The organism is Pseudomonas flexibilis (assembly GCF_000806415.1).
GTDB classification, from domain to species: Bacteria; Pseudomonadota; Gammaproteobacteria; order Pseudomonadales; family Pseudomonadaceae; genus Serpens; species Serpens flexibilis.
In genome coordinates this window covers 579,539-598,561 of record NZ_JTAK01000002.1, presented here as the reverse complement: position 1 = coordinate 598,561, position 19,023 = coordinate 579,539, and the positions used below count along the sequence as shown (strand labels likewise).

The window sequence follows — 19,023 nt, the reverse complement described above, 5'->3', positions numbered from 1 at the left end:
TTTTTCTGTCTTTTTTTCTTTCAGCCCCCTTTTTCGGACAACCCTCTTTTTCTCCCTGGAAGAGCAAAAGAACCTGCCATTAATGACGCCCCCCCTCCAAGAAGCCAAATAATCCAAGGCTCTAAGAAAACTGACAACGGGGTTCTGTCTCCGTAAAAATTAACCGCCACCCACTCTCCTGCGTAAGCTGCGAAACCGCCTAGAAAAGAAATTAAAATCAAAGAAGGTAATGTTCTATGCAATCTCAGCAAGCAACACAGACAGCCTAGGATAAATGCTGGCACACCGTATAAGAAAAGCGCAAGCATGGAACCTAAAAAAGCCACAATAAAAACAAAAAGCCAAGCTTTAGGATCAGACACTCCCAGAGCAATAGCCTTAAGCCCCAAAGCAAGCCCAAGAGAAAGACTAACCAAGCATGGGCTCAAGGAAAAGAAAATCACTACTCTGCGGCGCGGATATATTTTGTTCATGGAGAGCATGCACTCTGACCGTGGAGCCCGAGCAACTTACAACCATAATTAATTCTGGATTCATAATCTAGAATTTCGACTCCTCCTGGCATGGTTTGCTTTTGCTCAAGTCCAGCTAGCGACGTAAGCCCAAGATAATCAGAATTAGTTGCAATGTTTGATGCGCCCCGGAACAATCCCAACCAAAACCCACTCAAATATTCTTCATGGATAGGCTGCAATAACTTTTGTTCATTCCTAAGCTGCGCTACATCCCAGGCCACAGGGTTATTTGTTCCGGAGTTATATAAATTTCTAAAAGTGGCAAACCCTCCGTTCATTAGCGCATCTCCCGCCGCTGCTCGCCAATCGTAAACTGGCCATACCCCGCCAAGTAACGAACCCAAAGCAAAGGTATATTGTGATGCTGAGCCATCCGCACCCAAACCGGTCAAGTGAGCACGCGACACATACTCAGCACCACCAAACCACTGAACTCCCGCCCCAACATTCTGCTGATATAGATGGCTTGCACCAAAGAAATTTGCACGCTGATCAATGCCATCAAGGTAGAAAGTAAACCTATCGGCAGCACCCTCATAATTATTAAGATTGTCAAAAGCATTATCAGAGGATCTATGCACATAATCCTTTATATAATCCCATGCATCTGGCATGGCAGCATATTCCATAGCGGAATTCATTGAACCCCTACAACTGGCACTACCAGGGTCGTTAGCGCACGACCTGTTAAACTGTTTATCCCTGAACTCACTTAGTGCTTTAGCATTGGCTACCAATTCGTCTTTTTGCTCCTGCGTGGAGCAAGACTCTCCACTCAAAAATGAATTTTAGAAAACGAGAAAAAGAAAGAGAAAAAGGGGACAGATTTATTTTTCCTGTTCGGCGTGTCGAGGGAAAAAATAAATCCGTCCCCTTTTTTCGCTTGTTGTGGCCGCGCTGGACCACATGGTGCGGGTAGTTCGGCAACACGATACGTCCCATCCTGGGCATGACTCTTCTCCATCCGTGGAGAAGGCAGCCTAGACGGGAAAATAAATCTGTCCCCTTTTTACGCTTTTTCGGCACTATCTGCCATGCCGCCCATCTAGCTTAAGCTCTTGAATCCAAACCAATTCGACTCCGGGCAGATCTTCGGCCAACTTCTTACAAAAATACCTCGTCTTCACATCCAGAGGATCCAGGTAGTCATCACAAATAAATATCTTTTTGATGGCTTTGTTTTCCTTCAGAAATAAGAAAATATTCGCCAGATAAATTTCTCTTGACAAATCTGCAGGAATAGTTATCTCCGAAACACCAGAGGGAATTGAAGCTGAACCATTTAAGACATCCAAATCAATATGCACGCTTATCTCCCCGCCGTATCAAGGCTTATCGTTTCTATCTTAAGTGCATCAGTAAACTGATTCCGATTGGGAACAAGAGTTTGAACTGCCCCACCCGACTGCCTATACGCGCCCTGCTGGGTCGGCGCAACTGTACTTTCAAATACCACAGCATCGCCCTTAGGCTTAATTTCAAAAACATCGAACTTAACCCCATGACTCTGAAGAGGAATCCCCAATTTACCAAGAGCGTTGACCGGATCAACCTTAAGATTAGCCAGCTCCTCACCGGAAACCCAATAGGGAGTTAGAGGAGAAGGCTCTCCACCTACAGACACAACCTTATAAATTGGATCATTAATGGTCTTTTGAACAGGAACCGTGGATCCAGACTCGATTAAGCTCTTTGCATAAATTTCAGCCTTATCAGAGCTCAGCCCCGCAAGCTTGTATTCTTCGATTATAGCCACGCCCTCCGGGATACTCTTGGGATCCACTTCCATTCCAAAAGTTTTAAAATCGGCCAGCCGTTGAGTAGAAGCCGCACCAAATTCATTATCTACGGCACCAGCCAGCGCGCCTGCATTTGGGCCTTCCAATTTCGAAGGCATTGGGGCCAGCCCAAATGTTTTTGCTCCATCAGTCTGTCCTGAAAGATTCTTGGCGCCTGCCGCACCCAATCCAATTTCAACACCCAACTGAGAAGAAGATGCTGAATTTTGCCTAACAACATCAGTCCCCAACCCTTGCATTATATGCAAATTATCAAGATAACCTTTATAGCTTAACTCTTCAGGAATGGAAGTGAAGCCACTCCAAGCAGCCTGAATATCATTCAGCGCGCAAGAAGGGCAGTTCGCTGACTTCATTAGCCAAAGAGCAGCTTGAGACGGCGCGGAGACGACCCCCTTAATAGCAGCTCCAAATCCTTCCTGACTACCAACCCCTTTAGCATTCATGACCTCATTGAAATACTTAGGGTCTGTTTTATATGCCAGCGGATCAACCAGCGCCACATTCTTCAGAATAGTATCTAAGCTACCTCTGTCTGTTAAAAGCTCTTTCAGGCCCAAGCGTTCGTTGTTGTAATCCGCCAAGGTAACCTGGAAAAGCCCTGCCTGATTTCCAGTCAATTCTGCTCGCAGAAAATCCGCTGCTTTTTGCGTTTTACCATCTTGCTCACTAAGAGCCGCACTCCAACCCTTATCCACCATTGCCGCTGCGGTGCGAAGAAGCTCTTTTCGAGCATCAATTTCGGATAAGCCATTTTCCGCTGCATAGCGCTTAACGCGTTCCTCATCGGAAGCAAATTCAATTTCATCCGGGTGCAATTGCCTATTGAACGCCGTCGCATTCTTCGCAATGTCCGACCCTTGTTGTAAGTTCCCCTCAACCACCCCTGCCCCGACCAGACCTATCAATTGAGAGACAGCCTGCTCCAGTTCTTTCCCCCGCTTCGTATTGGTATCCAGCCCCAGGCCATCGGACAGATGCTTGGTCAGCGCCTCATTGGCCCCGGCCGCAGCCGCGCCAGTGGCGAAATCGCCACCCATCGCCTTGCTAAGCAATCCACCGACCGTCGCGTGCAATGCGATCTTTTCCGGCGAGCCGTCATCCCATTGCTTTTCTTTCGCGAAATCTCCCACCGCATGGAACGCCAACGCCTGCATGGTGCTGTATGCCTGGCTCACCAACGCGCCTTCCAGGTTGTCCTGGAAACTGCCGCCGTTGACGATTGTTTGCGCAGTGGCCTGCGCGCCGGCCTGGCCCAAACCATTCAGGGCATAGCCGCCCTTGCCACTCCAGGTACTGAGATCGAAACCTTTGGTTGTGTTGGCCGCCTTCGAGCCCGCCGTGGCGGCATCCTTCGAGGTATTGGCCACGTCGCTTGACTGGCCACCCTTGATATTCGAATCGACGACTCCCGAGACCAACCCCGCCGCCAGCATGGACGTGGCATAGCCCTTTAGGCTGTCCTCGGAGAAGACATCCTTGCCCACCGCGCCCAGATCGCCGCCATTGTTGATGAGGCTCGTCGCCGCCTGCACCGAAATCGCCGTAACGCCTGCCGCGGCGGCTGCACTCGTACCCGCCGCCAGAGCCCCCGTACCCACGGTAGCCATGTTGCCGACAGCACCCGCCGCCGGCCCTACCACCGCCGACACCGCAATCGCCACCGCCAACGCCGTCGCCGGGCCCATGCCCTGCTGGTCGTACTCGTAGGAGTCGTGCACTTCCTTCACGCGCCGCCAGTCGATGTCGCCGCGCTGTTCCATCTCCTTGAGCCACGCCAGTTGCGGGTCGGCTTCCACCATCGCGTCGATGGTCTGGCTGACGCTGTGCTCGTCGATCTCCTTGATGTCCAGCGAGATGCCTTCCACCGCCTTGATCACCAGGTTGCCCTGGGCCACCAGCTGGCTCTGGCGCAGGGTTTCGTCGGTCCAGCCTTCACCCGAACTCTTCATCCACGACCAGTCGTTGCTGCTGCTGGCGTGGTTTTCCTGGTGCATGTCCTTGACACCTTCGAAGGCGATGGCCCCGCCGCTGTCCAGGGTCAGATCGCCGTCGCTTTGCAGGTTGGCCGCCTGGTAGCGCTGGTCGCCGCCGCTTTGCAGGGTCAGGTTGCCGCCGCTGGCGACGCTGCTGCCGACATGGGAAAGATCCGTGACCTCGTCGCGTTGGTGGGTCTGGCGCCCAAAGCTGCCCTTGTGCTGATACTCGGTGAGCGAGTAGCTGTAGTTCTGCCCGGCCAGCAGGGCGATGTCGTTGCCCGCCGTCAGGCTGGCGTCGCCACCGGCCTTCAGTTGGCTGGCCATCAGCAGCAGGTCGTTGCCGGCTGAGAGATGCATATCGCCCGTGACGTCGAAGCTGCTGGAGCGCTGGGCGCTGTCCTGCACCTCGACGGTCACGCCCTCGCCAGCCAGGCTGTAACTCGCGCTCTGGCTGCCCGAGACGATCAGCAGGTCGCCGCCGGCGCTGGCGTGCAGATTCCCGCCGCTGCGCACCTGCGCCGCCTGGGCGAACAGATCGCCGCCGGCCTGCAGGGTCAGGTCGCCGCCGGCGCGCAGGGTGGTGCCGATGTCCTTGGTTTGAGATTCGCTGTGGGTGTCGGCCGGGCGACGCCGGAACAACCCTTCGAAACCCTTGGGCTCGGGCGTTTCCACGCGCGCAGAGCTGGTGTGCTGGCTTTCGGTGTGCACCGCCGCCAGGGTCAGGTCGCGCCCGGCGGCGATCAGCGTCTGGCTGCCCGCACCCGCGTTGACCACCTCGGCGCCCGCCAGGGTGATGTCCCGGCCCGCCGCCATGACCAGCGTGCCGCCGGGGTTGCTGACGTACAGCCCGGCCACGCGATCCAGGTGGGTGCGGCTGGCCGACCAGTTCTCCCCGCTGTTCTGCTCGCTGTGCGTGGTGCTGGCCACCGTCAGGTCGCGCCCGGCGCTGAGCAGCAGGCTGTCCTGCGCGTCGATGCGCCCGCCCAGGTTTTCCAGGTCGGTGCGCGCCTGCATGAGCACGTCTTCGCCGCTGATGCGTCCGCCCAGGTTGCGCAGGTTGTCGCCGCTCAGCTGCACCACGCTGCGCCCGGCGATGGTGCCGCTGTTGACCAGATCGCCTTCCAGGCGCAGGTCGATGGATTCGGCGGAGATCAGCGTGCCGTTGCCGTCCAGGTCGCCCTCGCGCGGCACCAGGTAGACCTTGGGCACCACCGCCGTGGTCAGCGTGCCGTCCGGCAGGCGCACGGTCTCCTCCACCAGCCAGACGATGTCGCTGGTCAGCCGCGCCAGTTGCTCGGCGGAGAGCGCCACGCCCGGGCGCAGGTTCCAGTCCTGGGCCAGGGTCGCGCCGGCTTCCATCAGCGCGCGGTACTGCGCCTCGTCGTCGGCGTAGTTTTCCAGATAGCGTCGCCCGGTGAGTTGCGCCACCTGTTCGCGGATCAGCCACTGTTCATAGAAGCCGTCGCCGATGCGCTGCTGCATGCCGGCGGCGTCCAGCGACAGCTGGCCCAGGAGGTAGTCGGAGTTCAGCCAGGTGCGCTGGTTGGTGAAGCGCGGGTCGGTTTCCACCAGGAAACTGCCGCTGCCGGGGCTGACCTTGAACAGGCTGCTGGTGGGCAGGTCCCAGACGCTGCCGACCGGGCCGACGTTGTCGGGAGTGGTCTGCTCAACGTTGCCGGCCGAGCCGCCGCTGGCCATGCCGACCACACCATTGCCCTGGGCCTTGGCAGCGCTGGCGGCCGCGCTTGCCGCAACGGCCTTGCCCAGGCTTACGGTGACCTGGTCAGCCTTCTGCCCGCCGATGGCGCCCAGTGCCTGGCCACTCTCCAGGCGCACCCCGCCGCCGGCTACCGTGCGTGCATCCTGTTGCAGCGACCCGGTCGAGGCCCCCGAGGCGTTGGCCTGGACTGTAACAGCGTCACGCGCACCGACCCGGTAGTCGCTGCCCTCGCCGTTGGCGTGGGTGACGACCTGTGCGACGTTCAGGTTGATCGTTGTCACCTGGTCTGCGGGCTTGTATGAGACCTTGTCGTGCCAATCACGCTTGTGATATCGCTTGAAGCCACCTCGCCAATACTCGTGCGTATATCGGTGAGTGCCCTCTTCATGAACGCGGTGCTTGCCTTTTTCGTCCTCGTTCTTGAGCTCCCCGCCCACCACGGTCAGGGCACCGCCGGCGATGATCTCGCTGTTGCGGTTGGTCAGACTCAAGCCTTCCAGATACATGGCACCGCCGGAAATGATCTTCGCCGGCGCTGTTTTGGTGACCTGGGTGGTGTATTCCGTGCGCGTGACTTCGTACTGGGTCCAGCGCTTGATCTTGCGGCCATCGAACTGGCTGTTGTAGGCCTGAACCTTGGCGTCAAGCGCGTCATAGCGGGCCTCGGTCTCCAGCTCCCAGGCGGCATGAGCGAGCTGCCACTCCTCCAGTGCCGCCTGGTAGGCCGCCTCCAGTTCCGCCACCAGCACCGGGTCCGGCCAGGGCGCGGGTTCCGGTTGCGACTCGACTTCGCCTTCCGCTACGGGCTCGGCACCTTCGGAACCCGGTTGCACCTCGGGTTGCGGCTCGGGCACCTGGTAATCCTCCCGGCGCGGCGGCTGCGGCTCCGGATCAGGTGCTGCCACCTTGAAATACGCCCAGGCCGGATCATCCGCCGGGTACTCCGCGCCCGGCAGGAAGGTGCAGCTGTCGTCATCCTCAGCCAGACACTCGACTTCGCGTACGCCAACGATCGGCGACTTGCCCAGCACGCCGGATTCGCCGATATCGGGATCGTCCTTCCAGCGGTAATAACCAGCACGGCTCCAGCTCTTCCAGCGGAAATTGCTGATGTCGTATTTGTTGTTATCACCCTCTGGCTGGATGTAGGTGACGGCGGTAGGCCCGAGGGTCCGCACCTCGGCAGTCTGCAGATGGTCATTGACATTGAGCAGCGTGGTCGCCGACAGGCTCAGGCCACCCAGCGACTCGATGGTGGCGCTGCGGTTTTCCACATTGCCGGCTCGGCCTATGGCCCAGCCGTTGGCGTCCAGTGCGCCGCCGATGTTGAGTGCACGCGAGCCACTGCCGGCGCTGAAGATCAGCGCCTCTTCCCGGTTGAGTAGGGTTCCAGACACTCCCAGGTCCAGGCGCTCACGGGCTGCGATGGTGGCGGTGCTGATCACACCCCCGACGGTTTCCTCACGGTTGGTGAGGTTGCCTGCGGCAATGGCGATGTGGTCGCCATAGATGCGCCCGGTGCCGATGTTGTTCAGGGTGCCCGCGTTGATCCAGGTCTGCTGGCCATCGATCAGTCCCCGGTTGGTCAGCGTGCCCGGGGTGGTCAGGCGCGTCCGGCCGCCGGAAATCTCGCCTGTGGCGGTGTTGGTGATGGCACTGGCATGCACATCCAGATCGCCGGCGCGCAGGCTGCCGCTGTTGGTCAGCTGGCCACTGGTCTCGATGCGCGCCTGGCCGTTGGCAGTCACTTCGCCACTGTTGTTGAAGTCGCTCTTGAGGGTCAGGCCGAGGTCGCCCTGCGAGAGGACGCGCCCGTCGCCGGTCAACGAATTGGCCGTGATGCGGTTGTCGGTGGCCGCCAGCAGGGTGCCGCCGGTATTGGTGATGGCGCCCGTCTCGATCAGCAGGCTGCCGGCCGAGGAGACCGTGCCCTGGCTGTTGTTCAGGCTGCTGTTGGCGGCGGTGCCGGTCAGTGCGATGCGTTCGTCAGCGGCGATCAGGCCCGCGCTATTGTCCAGTTGGCCGGTGGTGATCTCCACTTGACCACCCTGCAAGCCCAGCGGCGTGGCCGGGTTGGCGGCACCGGTGTCGCGGTTGAGCACTGCGGCGGCCGACAGTTTCAGTAGCTCGCCGGCGGAGATCAGGCCGCCGTTGTTGGTGAGGATGCCTTTTACCCAGGCGTCCAGGCCGAGGCCGGCGTGCAGTGTGCCGCCGCTGTTGTCCAGCGTATCGACGCGCAGCAGGCTGTGCCCTCCACTGCCGGTCAAACCAGCGTTGCGGTTGTCGAAGCGGCCGGCATGGACCGCCAGGTCGTCCTGGGCATGGATCAGGCCGCCCCGGTTGTCCAGGTCACCGCTGACGACGGCAAGGTCGCCCCCGGCGAGAATGCCGCCCGACTCGCCGGTGCCGCTGTTGAGCAGCGCCGCACCATGGGTGTCCACGGCGAGATCACCGGCGGCCTGCAGCAGGCCGCCGGTATTGTCGAGGGCGCCGGTGCGCAGGATCATCCCCGCTTCGGTCGTGGCCAGGGTGCCACCCCGGTTGTCCAGTGCCTGCTGACGCGTATCAACCGACAGACTGGCACCCAGCAGGGTGCCCTGCGCGTTGCCGAGGCCCGAGGACTCCACCGTCAGCGCACCGGCGGCCTGCAACGTGCCACCGGCGTTGTCCACCCGGCCGGCACTGATCAGATCGAGATCGGAGCGCAGCGAGGCGACGGTGCCAGCCTCGCGGTTGTCCAACGCGGCGGTCGAGACCCGCACACCATCGCCGCCGACCAGCACACCCGCACGGTTGGCGATGCCTTCGGCGGTGACGATGGTCAGTTCGTCCCCCGCGCTGACGGTGCCGGCGCGGTTGTCCAGAGACCGGGCCCGCACATCGGCCGCACCGCCGACACTGATCACACCACCCGCGTCATTGCTCAGCAAACCCTCGACGGCCAATGTCAGGGAGGCTTCGGTTTGCAACGCCCCCGCCGTGTTGAGCAGTTCGCCAGCCTGCAGCGCGGTGTCTCCGCGCGTAGCCAGTACGCCAGCCTGGTTGTCGAGGCTGCCCGCCACCTGGATCCGGCTGGCTTGCTCGCCGGCGGCCTGCAGGGTACCGCCGCGGTTATCCAGCGCCCCGGCGCTCAGATCCAGCGCGCCGTTGCCGGCCAGCGTGCCGCCGGCGTTGTTCAGCAGGTTGCTCACCTGCAGGTGCAGGGTCTCGATGCCGGTGGCGATCAGCCGCCCGCCGGCGGTGATCAGCTCGCCCGCCTGAACCTGGATGCGCTCGGCATGGGTCGTGGCATTCGTCAGGTCGATGTGCTCGCCACTGATCTCAAGGGCACCGTTGCCGACCAGGCTGCCACCGGCGCCGTCCAGGCGCTGCACAGCGATGGACAACAGTCCCTCGCCGGCGTGCTCAATGGCACCGCTCTCGTTGACCAGTCTCTGCGCCGTTAGCGTCATGTCGCCGTTGCCGGCCAGCAGGCCGGCGGTGTTGTCCAGCAGGTTGCGGATCCGCAATTGCAGGGCGTCGAGGCCACTAGCGATCACCCGTCCGCCAGCATTGATCAGGTCACCGGCATCCACCTGGATACGCTGGGCGCTGGTGTTGCCCTCGCTCAGGTCAATGTGCTCACCGCTTAGCGTCAGGTCGCTGTTGCTGGCCAGGGTGCCGCCTGCGCCTTTCAGGGTTTCTACCGCGATGGACAGGCCGGCCTCGCCGGCGTGTTCGATGCGTCCGGCACGGTTGTCCAGGGTCTGTGCCTGAATCGCCAGCTTGCCGGCGGTGGCGATGTGTCCATCGGCGCTGTTGTCCAGCAGGCCGTCGATCGCCAGACGTAGCGCGCTGTCGTCCGCCGTCTGCACACGGCCGCCGACGTTGTGCAGCTCGCCAGCCGCAAGGCTCAGCGCACCGGTGGTCGCCAGGGTACCGGCGCTGTTGTCGAGGCTTCCGGTTACGTGGATCTGGCTGGCCTGCTCGCTGGAGGACTGCAGGATGCCCGCACCGTTGTCCAATTCGTTGGCGCTCAGTTCCAGCGCGCCGTTGCCGGCAATCGTACCGCCGGCGTTGTCCAGCAGGCCGCTGACCCGCAGCTCCAGCGCTTCTTCGCCGGTGGCCACCAGCCGCCCGCCGGCGGTGATCAGCGCGTCTGCCTTTACCTGGATGCGCTCTGCACTGGTTTCGCCTTCGCGCAGGTCGATGTGTTCGCCGCTCAGCGTCAGGCCGCTGTTGCTGGCCAGGGTGCCGCCGGCACCCGACAGGGTTTCTACCGCGATGGACAGGCCGGCCTCGCCAGCGTGCTCGATGCGCCCGGTGCGGTTATCGAGGGTCTGTGCCTGAATCGCCAGCTCACCGGCAGTGGCGATACGCCCGTCGGCACTGTTGTCCAGCAGGCCATCGACCGTCAGGCGCAGCGCGCTGTCGCCGGCGGTCTGCACCTGGCCGCCGGCATTATGCAGTTCACCAGCCGTCAGACTCAGCTCTCCGGTAGTCGCCAGGATGCCGGCACTGTTGTCGAGGCTGCCGGCCACCCAGATCTGACTGGCCTGTTCGCTGGAGGACTGCAGGGTGCCCGCACGGTTGTCCAATTCGCCGGCGCTCAGTTCCAGCGCGCCGTTGCCGGCGATGGTGCCGCCGGCGTTGTCCAGCAAACCCTTGATTCTCAGCTCCAGCGCCTCGGTGCCGGTGGCAACCAGGCGGCCACCGGCGGTGCGGAGACTGTTTGCTTCCACCTGGATGCGCTGGGCACTGGTGCTGCCCTCGCCTAAGTCGAGCTGGCCACCACCGAGCGTCAGCGTGCCGTTGCTGACCAGCGTGCCAGCGACTCCGTCCAGGGTGCCCGCCTGGATCGCCAGTTGGCCATCACCGGCATGCTGGATGCTGCCCCGGGCGTTCGACAGGTGCGCGGCGCTCAGACTGAGGTCGCCGTTACTGGCGATGGAGCCGCCCTGGCTGTTGTCCAGGCGGCCGGCAACGTCGAGGCGGTTGTTTTCGGTGCCTGAGCTGATCAACGAGCCGGCACGGTTGTCGAGATTGTCCGCGCGCAGGTTCACCTGGGTGGCGGTCAGGGTCGCGCCACGGTGGTCGATGTCGCCGGCGTCCAAGTCCAGCGCACCGCCGGTGGTGATGCGCCCTCCAGCGCCGTGCAGGTCGCCCAGGCGCAGGGTCAATCCCTGTTCGCCGGCATGCTCCAGTCGGCCGTCCTCGTTGACCAAAACCCCGGCGTCCAGCGTAAGGCTGGCCGCGTTGGTGGCCAGCAGGCCGGCGCTGTTGTCGAGGCGCCCCGTGACGCTCATCTCGGTGGCCGAGGAGTCGCTGTGGACCAGCTCGCCGCCGCGGTTGGAAAGCTCGCCGGCCCGCAAGTCCAGCGCGCCGCCGACGCTGAACTTGCCTTGGTCGTTGCGCAGGCGCGTCGTGGTGATATCCGCGTCGGTAGTCACCGTCAGCTCACCCGCCCGGTTGCTGAACTCGCCACCGTTCACGCTGAGCTGATGAACGCCGAGCCGGCCCTGATCGTTGTTCAGGTTCTCGGTGGCGAGGGTGACCTTGCCCCCGGCCAGGATGCGTCCGGCGTCATTGTCCAGTAGCTCGCCAATCAGCAGTTGGCCGTCGGCCAGTCGTTCGATGTGTTCGGGTTCCGGTGCGCTGCCATTGTTTTCACCTGAGCTCGGCGGCGTCGCGCCGGTTTCCGGGACGGTTGGCATACTGCCCGAGCCGGACTCACTCCCCGTGCCGCTGCTCGGCGTCTCCGCTACGCCAATACGCCCCGCCTCGCGGTTGGTCAGGCTCTCGGCGACGATTGCCAGCACCTGCGTGCCGGTTTGCTCCAGGTCGCCGTCGCGGTTCTTCAGTGACTGGGCGCCGATGTCGAGCCGCGCGGCGTTGATGCGCCCGGCGCTGTTGTCCAGGTCCGCCGTGGTGCTGAGCAGCAGCTCCCGCTGCGCGCTGAGCGTGCCGCTGTTGCGGACACCGCCTGTGGTGGTCAGTTGAATGTTCTGCTTGCCCTGCAGCAGACCGGTGTTTTCTAGCCGGCCGTCCAGGGTCACCACCAAATCGCCGCTTTCAGCGGCCAGGGTGCCGGCGTTGCGTACCCCAACCCCGTGCTCGGTGCCGACCAGACGGATTTTGCCGGCATACATGCCGCCCAGGTGGGCGACGTCGATGGCGTACTCGGGCTTGGCGCCCAGGCTGGCGAAGGGCACTACTTGGCTGTGATCGGCGCTGACCTGGTTACTGCCGGTGGTGACCTTCAGGTCGTTGGCCCAGATGCCGGCGTTGATGCGCACCGAGCGGGCGATGATGTCGGTGTAGGCGGTGCTGCGGCCGTCCAGGCCCGCGCCCTGGATGCTGACCTCGCCCCGGCTGACGGCGTAACCGTCCAGGCGCCCCTCGTTCAGGATCGGTGCGCCGGTGGTCAGGGTCGCACGGTCGGCGTTGATGAAGCCGCAGCCCGCACAGCTGATACCGGCCGGGTTGGCGATGACCACCTGAGCGCGGTCGCCGGCCACCTCGATATAGCCGTTCAAGTGACTGGCGGCGCTGGAATTCACTTCGTTGAGGATGATGCGCGCCGTGCCATCGTTCAGACGTTGGTTGCCGGTAATCCAGCCACCCAGCTGGCTCTGCACATCAACCCGGGAGTTGTTGAGGATCGCACCCCGGTTGTCCACGTCGAACTGGCTGTAGGTGTTGCGCGACACGCCGGCGGCGCTGGGCGTCTGGATGTCGACCTGCAGCACGCCGTTGGCGGTGGTGATCACCGTCGGCTGCTGGCCGGCCGGAGCCGAGGCATCGGCCACGATGGCGGCCGTGGCGGCACCGGGCAGGATCAGGCCGAGCACCAGCAGGAAGGCAAAGCGCAGCGGGTCGAGCGTCACGCTGACCGCTCCACTTCCGAGACCCGCCGGCGAGCCGGCTACGCAGCCTCCGGCCTTGCCGTCCGAGCTCACGTTCTCGGCCACTACCATCAGCAGGCCGCGCGCCTTGTTGAAAATCACCCGGTACAGATGCTTATTCATGGCAACTTCCTGTCATTGCAATCGGATTCCTGGCCGCCTAGATCGACCAGTTCAAATTGAAACCGCCAGTAACATCGGCAGTGCTGAATTGCGCGGGCTTGTCGAGCGGCGCCGCAATAAAGCCTTCGTACGTAAAACCCCGGTAACCGCCACGTATGCCGAGCGCACCGCCGGTGAGGTGCGTGCCGATCAGGTTCTCGGCGCTGGGACCGCCGACCTGACCGTGATCGATCGCCATAAACGCTTCCTGGCCGGTTTGCCCCAGGGCCAGGGCCAGTTCCTGACGCACCAACCAGCCGCGTTCGGCGGAGAGGATGTTTTCACCGTCGAAACCACGCACCGTGTAGCGCCCGCCGATGGAAAAACGGTCCTGGGGAATCAGGCGTGTTCGGTTCCATTGTGCGCGCCAGCTCGGCTGGTAGCGCAGGCGCCAATCACCCAGCGCAAAAGGCAGGCTCAACTGGGCGTGGGCGGTAATCAATTGGGGTTGGGAGGTGCCTTCGCCGAACGCCTCTTCCGGCGCCGGCAGCGAGTCACGCGCGCCCGTACCGCGCTTGTAGGTCAAGCCGGCGTCAAGGCTGCCGGCACCGAGGTGTTCGCGATGACCCAGGGAAACCTCCCAACCGGCCATCCGTCGGCGCTGCACCAGCACCTCGGTGTCGTCGATGAAATTGCTGGACGCGCGTTCCCAGCCGGCCAACGAGACATGGCTCTTGCGCATGGCATCGCGGTACGCCAGCCAGGTGAGCTTCACCTGGCTGTTTTCGCTGGTGCCGCTGTAGCGGTAGGTCTGGTTGGCGCCCGCAACCGACTGGTAGTAGTCGTATGAGTTGAGCGTGGCGGCCAGACTCCAGTAACCGAACGGCACCGAGTAATGCAGCGAGTGGCCCTCGGTGCCCTTGCTTCCCTTATTACCGCCCCCCAGGTCATGGGCGTAGCTGGCATGGAACAGGTCGTTGGCATGCCAGAGATGGTCCAGCGACACCGCGACGCTGCCCTGATACTTGCCCGTCGATTCGCTGCCGGAGTCGTCGAGCGACAGGCTGAGCCGCGCGGGGAAACGCTGCCGCCAATGAATGACCAGATCACTGGCGCCGGGCCCGGCGCTTTCCCTGCGCGCGGGCTCGATCTGGATATCCGCTTCCGCTGTTGGCGCGCGCTTGAGATTTTCCAGTCCCTGCTCGATGTCGCGCAGGTTGAGCAGATCACCGGGCTGTGCCGGCACAGCACTCCCAACGTTGGCCAGCGGGCTGCTGCCCGGAGCGACCCGTATCGCATCAATAACACCGGGAATGAGAGTCAGGACGAGCCGGCCGCTGTTCAGATCCTGGGATTCAGCCAGGACACGAGTGGTAATGAAGCCTCGGGCGACGATCGCATCCTGAATGCGCTTGATGCTGAGGTTGATACCCCGTGCGCCCAGACAGCGCCCCAGCGCGGGATCACGGGAGGGATTGGCTGCCCGCAGCGTCCATTGGAAATCATCGGCGTGCTCGCCCACCAGCTGGATTTCATCGATGCGGAAACAGGGCGTTTCGGATACAGGCAGGCGCAGCGAGTCGTCGGCTACAGGCGCCTCTAGCCTGACGTCCGGGCGTGATTCGAGCTGCTCGCGCTGCACACGCTCGCGCTCCTGCTGGAGCAGGAGCTGTTGCTGGGCGAGATCCGGGGAGGCGGCTTGCGCAACGCTGCTGAGCAGCAAGGCAAACCCCGGAACGGCATACATGGTGGGAGAGAAAATCATGCGGCATCCTTGCGATGCGAGCGCGCGCTAGATCTCGGCAAGCGAGCCCATACAGCTTTGAGCGACGCGCAATATACCGAAGCCGAGAACTCGATGATGTCACAAAGACATCAATCCGTGATGCGGATCGAATTTTCAGACCCAAGGACTGGACAGAGTGCCGGTTATCCGCTCGAGGCTACGCTGTACCGCAATCCAGACTGACTTCGCTCGCCTCAAGTGCCATTCGCACCGGCGCAAAACTCCGCCGATGAATCGGCGTCGCCCCCAACCGCTGCAGCGCTTCAAGGTGTGCCGGCGTGGGATAGCCCTTGTGGCCGGCCAGGCCGTAGCCGGGGTAGATCAGGTCCAGCGCCTGCATTTCCCGATCGCGGCTGACCTTGGCGAGGATGGAGGCGGCGGCGATGGCGGGCACCTCGGCGTCGCCGCCGATCACCGGGGCGCTGGGCACAGAGAGTTTGGGACAGCGGTTGCCGTCGATCAGGGCGAGTTTCGGGGTGACGCTCAACCCCTCCACAGCGCGCTGCATGGCCAGCATGGTGGCGTGGAGGATGTTGAGGCGGTCGATTTCGTCCACCTCGGCGCGGGCAATGCACCAGGCCAGGGCTTTTTCCTGAATCTCGTCGAACAGCGCCTCGCGGCGCGCTTCGGTGAGTTTCTTGGAGTCGTTGAGGCCCCGGATCGGGCGGGCCGGATCGAGGATCACCGCGGCGGTGACAACCGGGCCGCAGAGCGGACCGCGGCCAACTTCGTCGACACCGGCGACCAGTTCCTCGACCAGTTCGAAATCCAGGCCCAGCTGCATCTTAGCGGCCCACCAGTGCCAGCACCGCGTCGGCCGCACGCGCCGACGCATCGCGGCGCAGCGTGCGGTGGATCTGGTCGAAGCCGTCGGTCTGCGCGTGACCATCGACGATCAGCGGCGCCAGCGTCTGCGCCAAGGCGTCCGGGGTGGCGGCATCCTGGATCAGCTCGGGCACCAGCAGGCGCTGGGCCAGCAGGTTGGGCAGCGATACGTAGGGGCTTTTCACCAACCGCTTGAGAATGCGGTAGGTGAGTGGCGCTACCTTGTAGGCGACCACCATGGGCCGCTTGTACAGCAGCGCTTCCAGGGTGGCGGTGCCCGAGGCGATCAGCACCGCATCACAGGCGGCGAGCGCTTGGTGCGACTGGCCGTCGAGCAGGGTCAGCGCCAGGTTGCGGCCGGCCAGCATCTGTTCGAGCTGGGCGCGGCGTTCGGCGTTGGCGCAGGGTAATACGAAGTGCAGCTCCGGACGCAGGGCGCGCAGGCGCTCGGCGGCATCCAGGAACAGACTACCCAGCTTGGCCACTTCGCCGCCCCGACTACCTGGCAGCAGGGCCACCACGGCGCCCTCCTCTGCCAGACCCAGCTCGCGGCGCGCCTGGGCGCGGTCGGCCTGCAGCGGGATATCGTCGGCCAGCGGGTGGCCGACGAAGCACACCGGCACCTGGTGCTCGGTGTAGAACTGTGCCTCGAACGGGAACAGGGTCAGCATCAGATCGCAGGCATCGCGGATCTTGAACACGCGCTTCTGCCGCCAGGCCCACACCGAGGGGCTGACATAGTGAACGGTCTTGATGCCGGCCTGACGCAACTTGAGCTCGACACCGAGGTTGAAATCCGGGGCGTCGATACCGATGAACACGTCGGGCTTGGCGGCGGTCAGGTCGGCGATCAGCTGCTTGCGGCGGCGCAGCAGCTCGGGCAGTCGGCCGAGCACCTCGACCAGGCCCATGACCGCCAGGCGCTCCATGGGGAACATGGAGACCAGGCCCTCGGCCTCCATGCGCGGACCGCCGACGCCGATGAACTCCACCTCCGGATGGCGTGCCTTGAGGGCACGCATCAAGCCCGAGCCGAGGATGTCGCCGGACGCTTCGCCGGCAACCAGTGCGACGCGCAAGGAAGCCGCCATGGCGTCAGCGGGTGATGCCGCGCGTGGAGGCGCGGATGGAGTCACGGAACAGAGCCACTTCGGGGAACTGGCTGGCCGTGCCTTCGAGCTCGGCCAAGGCCTGCTCGATGGTCAGACCCTGGCGGTAGACGATCTTGTAGGCGCGGCGCAGGGCCTGGATCGCCTCGGCGGAGAAACCGCGCCGGCGCATGCCCTCGAAGTTCATGCTGCGCGCCTCGGCCGGGTTGCCGAATACGGTGACGAAGGCCGGCACGTCCTTGCCGATGGCCGTGCCCATGCCGGAGAAGCTGTGGGCACCGATACGCACGTGCTGGTGCACCAGGGTGTAGCCGGAGAGGATCGCCCAGTCGTCCATCACCACGTGACCCGCCAGCGCGGTGTTGTTCACCAGGATGCAGTGGTTGCCGATCACGCAGTCATGCCCCACATGGGCGTAAGCCATGATCAGGTTGTGGCTGCCAATGGTGGTTTCCGAACGGTCCTGCACGGTGCCCCGGTGCAGGGTCACGCCTTCACGGATGACATTGTGGTCACCGATCACCAGGCGAGTGGCTTCACCCTTGTACTTGAGGTCGGGAGTGTCTTCGCCGATGGAAGAGAACTGGAAGATCTGGTTGTTGCGACCGATGCGGGTGGGACCCTTGACGATCACATGCGGGCCGATGACGGTACCTTCACCGATCTCCACATCCGGGCCGATGATCGACCAGGGGCCGACGCTGACGTTTTCGGCCAGACGGGCACTCGGGTCGATGATCGCGCGCGGGTCAATCGAACTCATAGTTTGCGTTCCGCACAAATGATTTCCGCCGAGCAGACCGGCTTGTCGTCCACGCTCGCCTCGCAGGCGAACTTCCAGATGCCACGCTTGGCGCTAAGGAAGCGCGCCTGCAGGGTCAGCTTGTCGCCGGGCACGACCGGCTGACGGAAGCGCAGGTTGTCGGAACCGACGAAGTAGTAGAGGGTGCCGTCCGCCGGCGTGGCATCCAGCATGCGGAAACCCAGGAGGCCGGCGGCCTGGGCCATGGCTTCGATGATCAGCACGCCCGGCATGATCGGGTGCTGCGGGAAATGCCCGTTGAAGAACGGCTCGTTGATCGTGACGTTCTTGTAGGCGCGAATGGTCTTGCCTTCCAGATCAATGGCCTCGACCCGGTCCACCAGCAGGAACGGGTAGCGGTGCGGCAGCAGTTCACGTATTTCGTTGATGTCCATCATGTTCAGGAAGCCTTGATACTCAGGAAGAATGCGGTTGAAACCTTCAGGCTTCAGATGAGGCATCCCCGTCCGGGGTCACGGCCGCCAGACGTTTTTCAAGTTGTTGCAGACGGCGGGCCATCTCGTCGAGCTGACGGATGCGCGCCGCACTCTTGCGCCACTCGGCCGCCGGTTGCATGGCCGTACCGGAGGAATAGGAGCCCGGTTCAGTGATCGAACGGGTCACCATGGTCATACCGGTGACGAACACGTTGTCGCAGACTTCGATGTGCCCGACCATGCCGACGCCGCCGGCGATCATGCAATGACGGCCGATCTTGGTGCTGCCGGAAATGCCCACGCAGCCCGCCATGGCGGTGTGGTCGCCGATCTGCACGTTGTGCGCGATCATGATCTGGTTGTCGAGTTTGACGCCGTTACCGATCAGGGTATCGGCCAGCGCTCCGCGATCTACAGTGGTATTCGCGCCGATTTCCACATCGTCGCCGATGGTCACGCCGCCGATCTGGGCGATCTTCTGCCAGACACCCTTCTGGTTGGCGAAGCCGAAGCCCTCGCCGCCAATCACCGCGCCAGACTGAATCACCACGCGCTTGCCGATGGTGACGTCGTGGTAAAGGGTGACCCGCGGTGCCAGCCAGCCACCCTCGCCCACCACGGAGCGGGCGCCGATCACGCAGTGCGCACCGATGGTCACATGGGCGCCGATCCTGGCGCCGCTTTCGATGACGGCACAGGGCCCGATACTGGCGCTAGGATCGATTTCGGCGTCATCGGCCACCACGGCGGAGGGATGAATGCCCGCGCCGGCGACCGGCTTGCGATCGAACAGGTGCGAGAGCCCCGCGTAGGCCAGATAGGGATCCGGTACCACCAGCGCGTCGCCTGCATACCCCTCGGCGTCTGCAGCCTTGAGCAGCACGGCGCCGGCCCGGGTCTGGTCCAGGTACTTGCGGTACTGGGGATTGGCCAGGAAGGTCAGTTGCCCGGGGCCGGCATCCTGCAGGGTAGCCAGTCCGGAGATCTGCTTGTCGGCGGCGCCACGCAGGGTGGCGCCCAGTCGCTCGGCCAGCTCGCCGAGAGTGAATGCTAGAGACTTCATAC

At 62.9% G+C, this 19,023-nt stretch carries 10 protein-coding genes and 1 pseudogene; all 11 read right to left on the bottom strand.

All coding sequences use genetic code 11. From position 1 onward, the window contains the following. Nucleotides 1–20: 20 nt before the first annotated feature. The 11 genes and pseudogenes from PT85_RS18005 to lpxD all read right to left on the bottom strand — a co-directional run bounded on the left by PT85_RS18005 (nucleotide 21) and on the right by lpxD (nucleotide 19,021). Entirely contained in the window at nucleotides 21–473 is a 453-nt protein-coding gene (locus PT85_RS18005; RefSeq protein WP_139181982.1) for a hypothetical protein, read from the bottom strand. Next, nucleotides 470–1,144 carry a hypothetical protein gene (locus tag PT85_RS17715; protein WP_197058164.1) on the bottom strand — a complete coding sequence of 225 codons (675 nt, stop codon included), beginning with the start codon at nucleotides 1,142–1,144 and terminating at the stop codon, nucleotides 470–472. The genes PT85_RS18005 and PT85_RS17715 overlap by 4 nt, the downstream gene beginning before the upstream one ends. Before the next feature lie 250 nt (nucleotides 1,145–1,394). After that, nucleotides 1,395–1,466: pseudogene (locus PT85_RS18270) on the bottom strand (transposase); the annotation flags it as partial. Nucleotides 1,467–1,540: 74 nt separating this feature from the next. Further along, nucleotides 1,541–1,822, bottom strand: coding sequence for a hypothetical protein (locus PT85_RS18000; protein ID WP_139181983.1), 282 nt, complete (start codon nucleotides 1,820–1,822; stop codon nucleotides 1,541–1,543). A gap of 2 nt (nucleotides 1,823–1,824) precedes the next feature. Then, nucleotides 1,825–13,020: a two-partner secretion domain-containing protein gene (locus PT85_RS06560; RefSeq protein ID WP_039606223.1), complete on the bottom strand. Its 11,196-nt coding sequence runs from the start codon at nucleotides 13,018–13,020 to the stop codon at nucleotides 1,825–1,827. 37 nt (nucleotides 13,021–13,057) lie between these two features. Continuing rightward, a complete protein-coding gene (locus PT85_RS06555; RefSeq protein WP_234702672.1) occupies nucleotides 13,058–14,764 on the bottom strand; it encodes a ShlB/FhaC/HecB family hemolysin secretion/activation protein in 1,707 nt (568 codons plus the stop codon). Nucleotides 14,765–14,942: 178 nt separating this feature from the next. Further along, nucleotides 14,943–15,569 carry a ribonuclease HII gene (gene rnhB / locus PT85_RS06550; protein ID WP_039606222.1) on the bottom strand — a complete coding sequence of 209 codons (627 nt, stop codon included), beginning with the start codon at nucleotides 15,567–15,569 and terminating at the stop codon, nucleotides 14,943–14,945. Nucleotide 15,570: 1 nt separating this feature from the next. Beyond that, nucleotides 15,571–16,701, bottom strand: a complete 1,131-nt coding sequence (gene lpxB, locus PT85_RS06545) for a lipid-A-disaccharide synthase (protein WP_039606221.1) — start codon at nucleotides 16,699–16,701, stop codon at nucleotides 15,571–15,573. Nucleotides 16,702–16,705: 4 nt separating this feature from the next. Continuing rightward, nucleotides 16,706–17,482, bottom strand: coding sequence for an acyl-ACP--UDP-N-acetylglucosamine O-acyltransferase (lpxA, locus tag PT85_RS06540; protein WP_027589211.1), 777 nt, complete (start codon nucleotides 17,480–17,482; stop codon nucleotides 16,706–16,708). Beyond that, nucleotides 17,479–17,919 (bottom strand): 3-hydroxyacyl-ACP dehydratase FabZ, encoded by a 441-nt coding sequence (fabZ, locus tag PT85_RS06535; protein WP_027589212.1) that lies wholly within the window; start codon nucleotides 17,917–17,919, stop codon nucleotides 17,479–17,481. The genes lpxA and fabZ overlap by 4 nt, the downstream gene beginning before the upstream one ends. Before the next feature lie 43 nt (nucleotides 17,920–17,962). Further along, a complete protein-coding gene (lpxD, locus tag PT85_RS06530) occupies nucleotides 17,963–19,021 on the bottom strand; it encodes a UDP-3-O-(3-hydroxymyristoyl)glucosamine N-acyltransferase (protein ID WP_027589213.1) in 1,059 nt (352 codons plus the stop codon). Nucleotides 19,022–19,023: the final 2 nt, after the last annotated feature.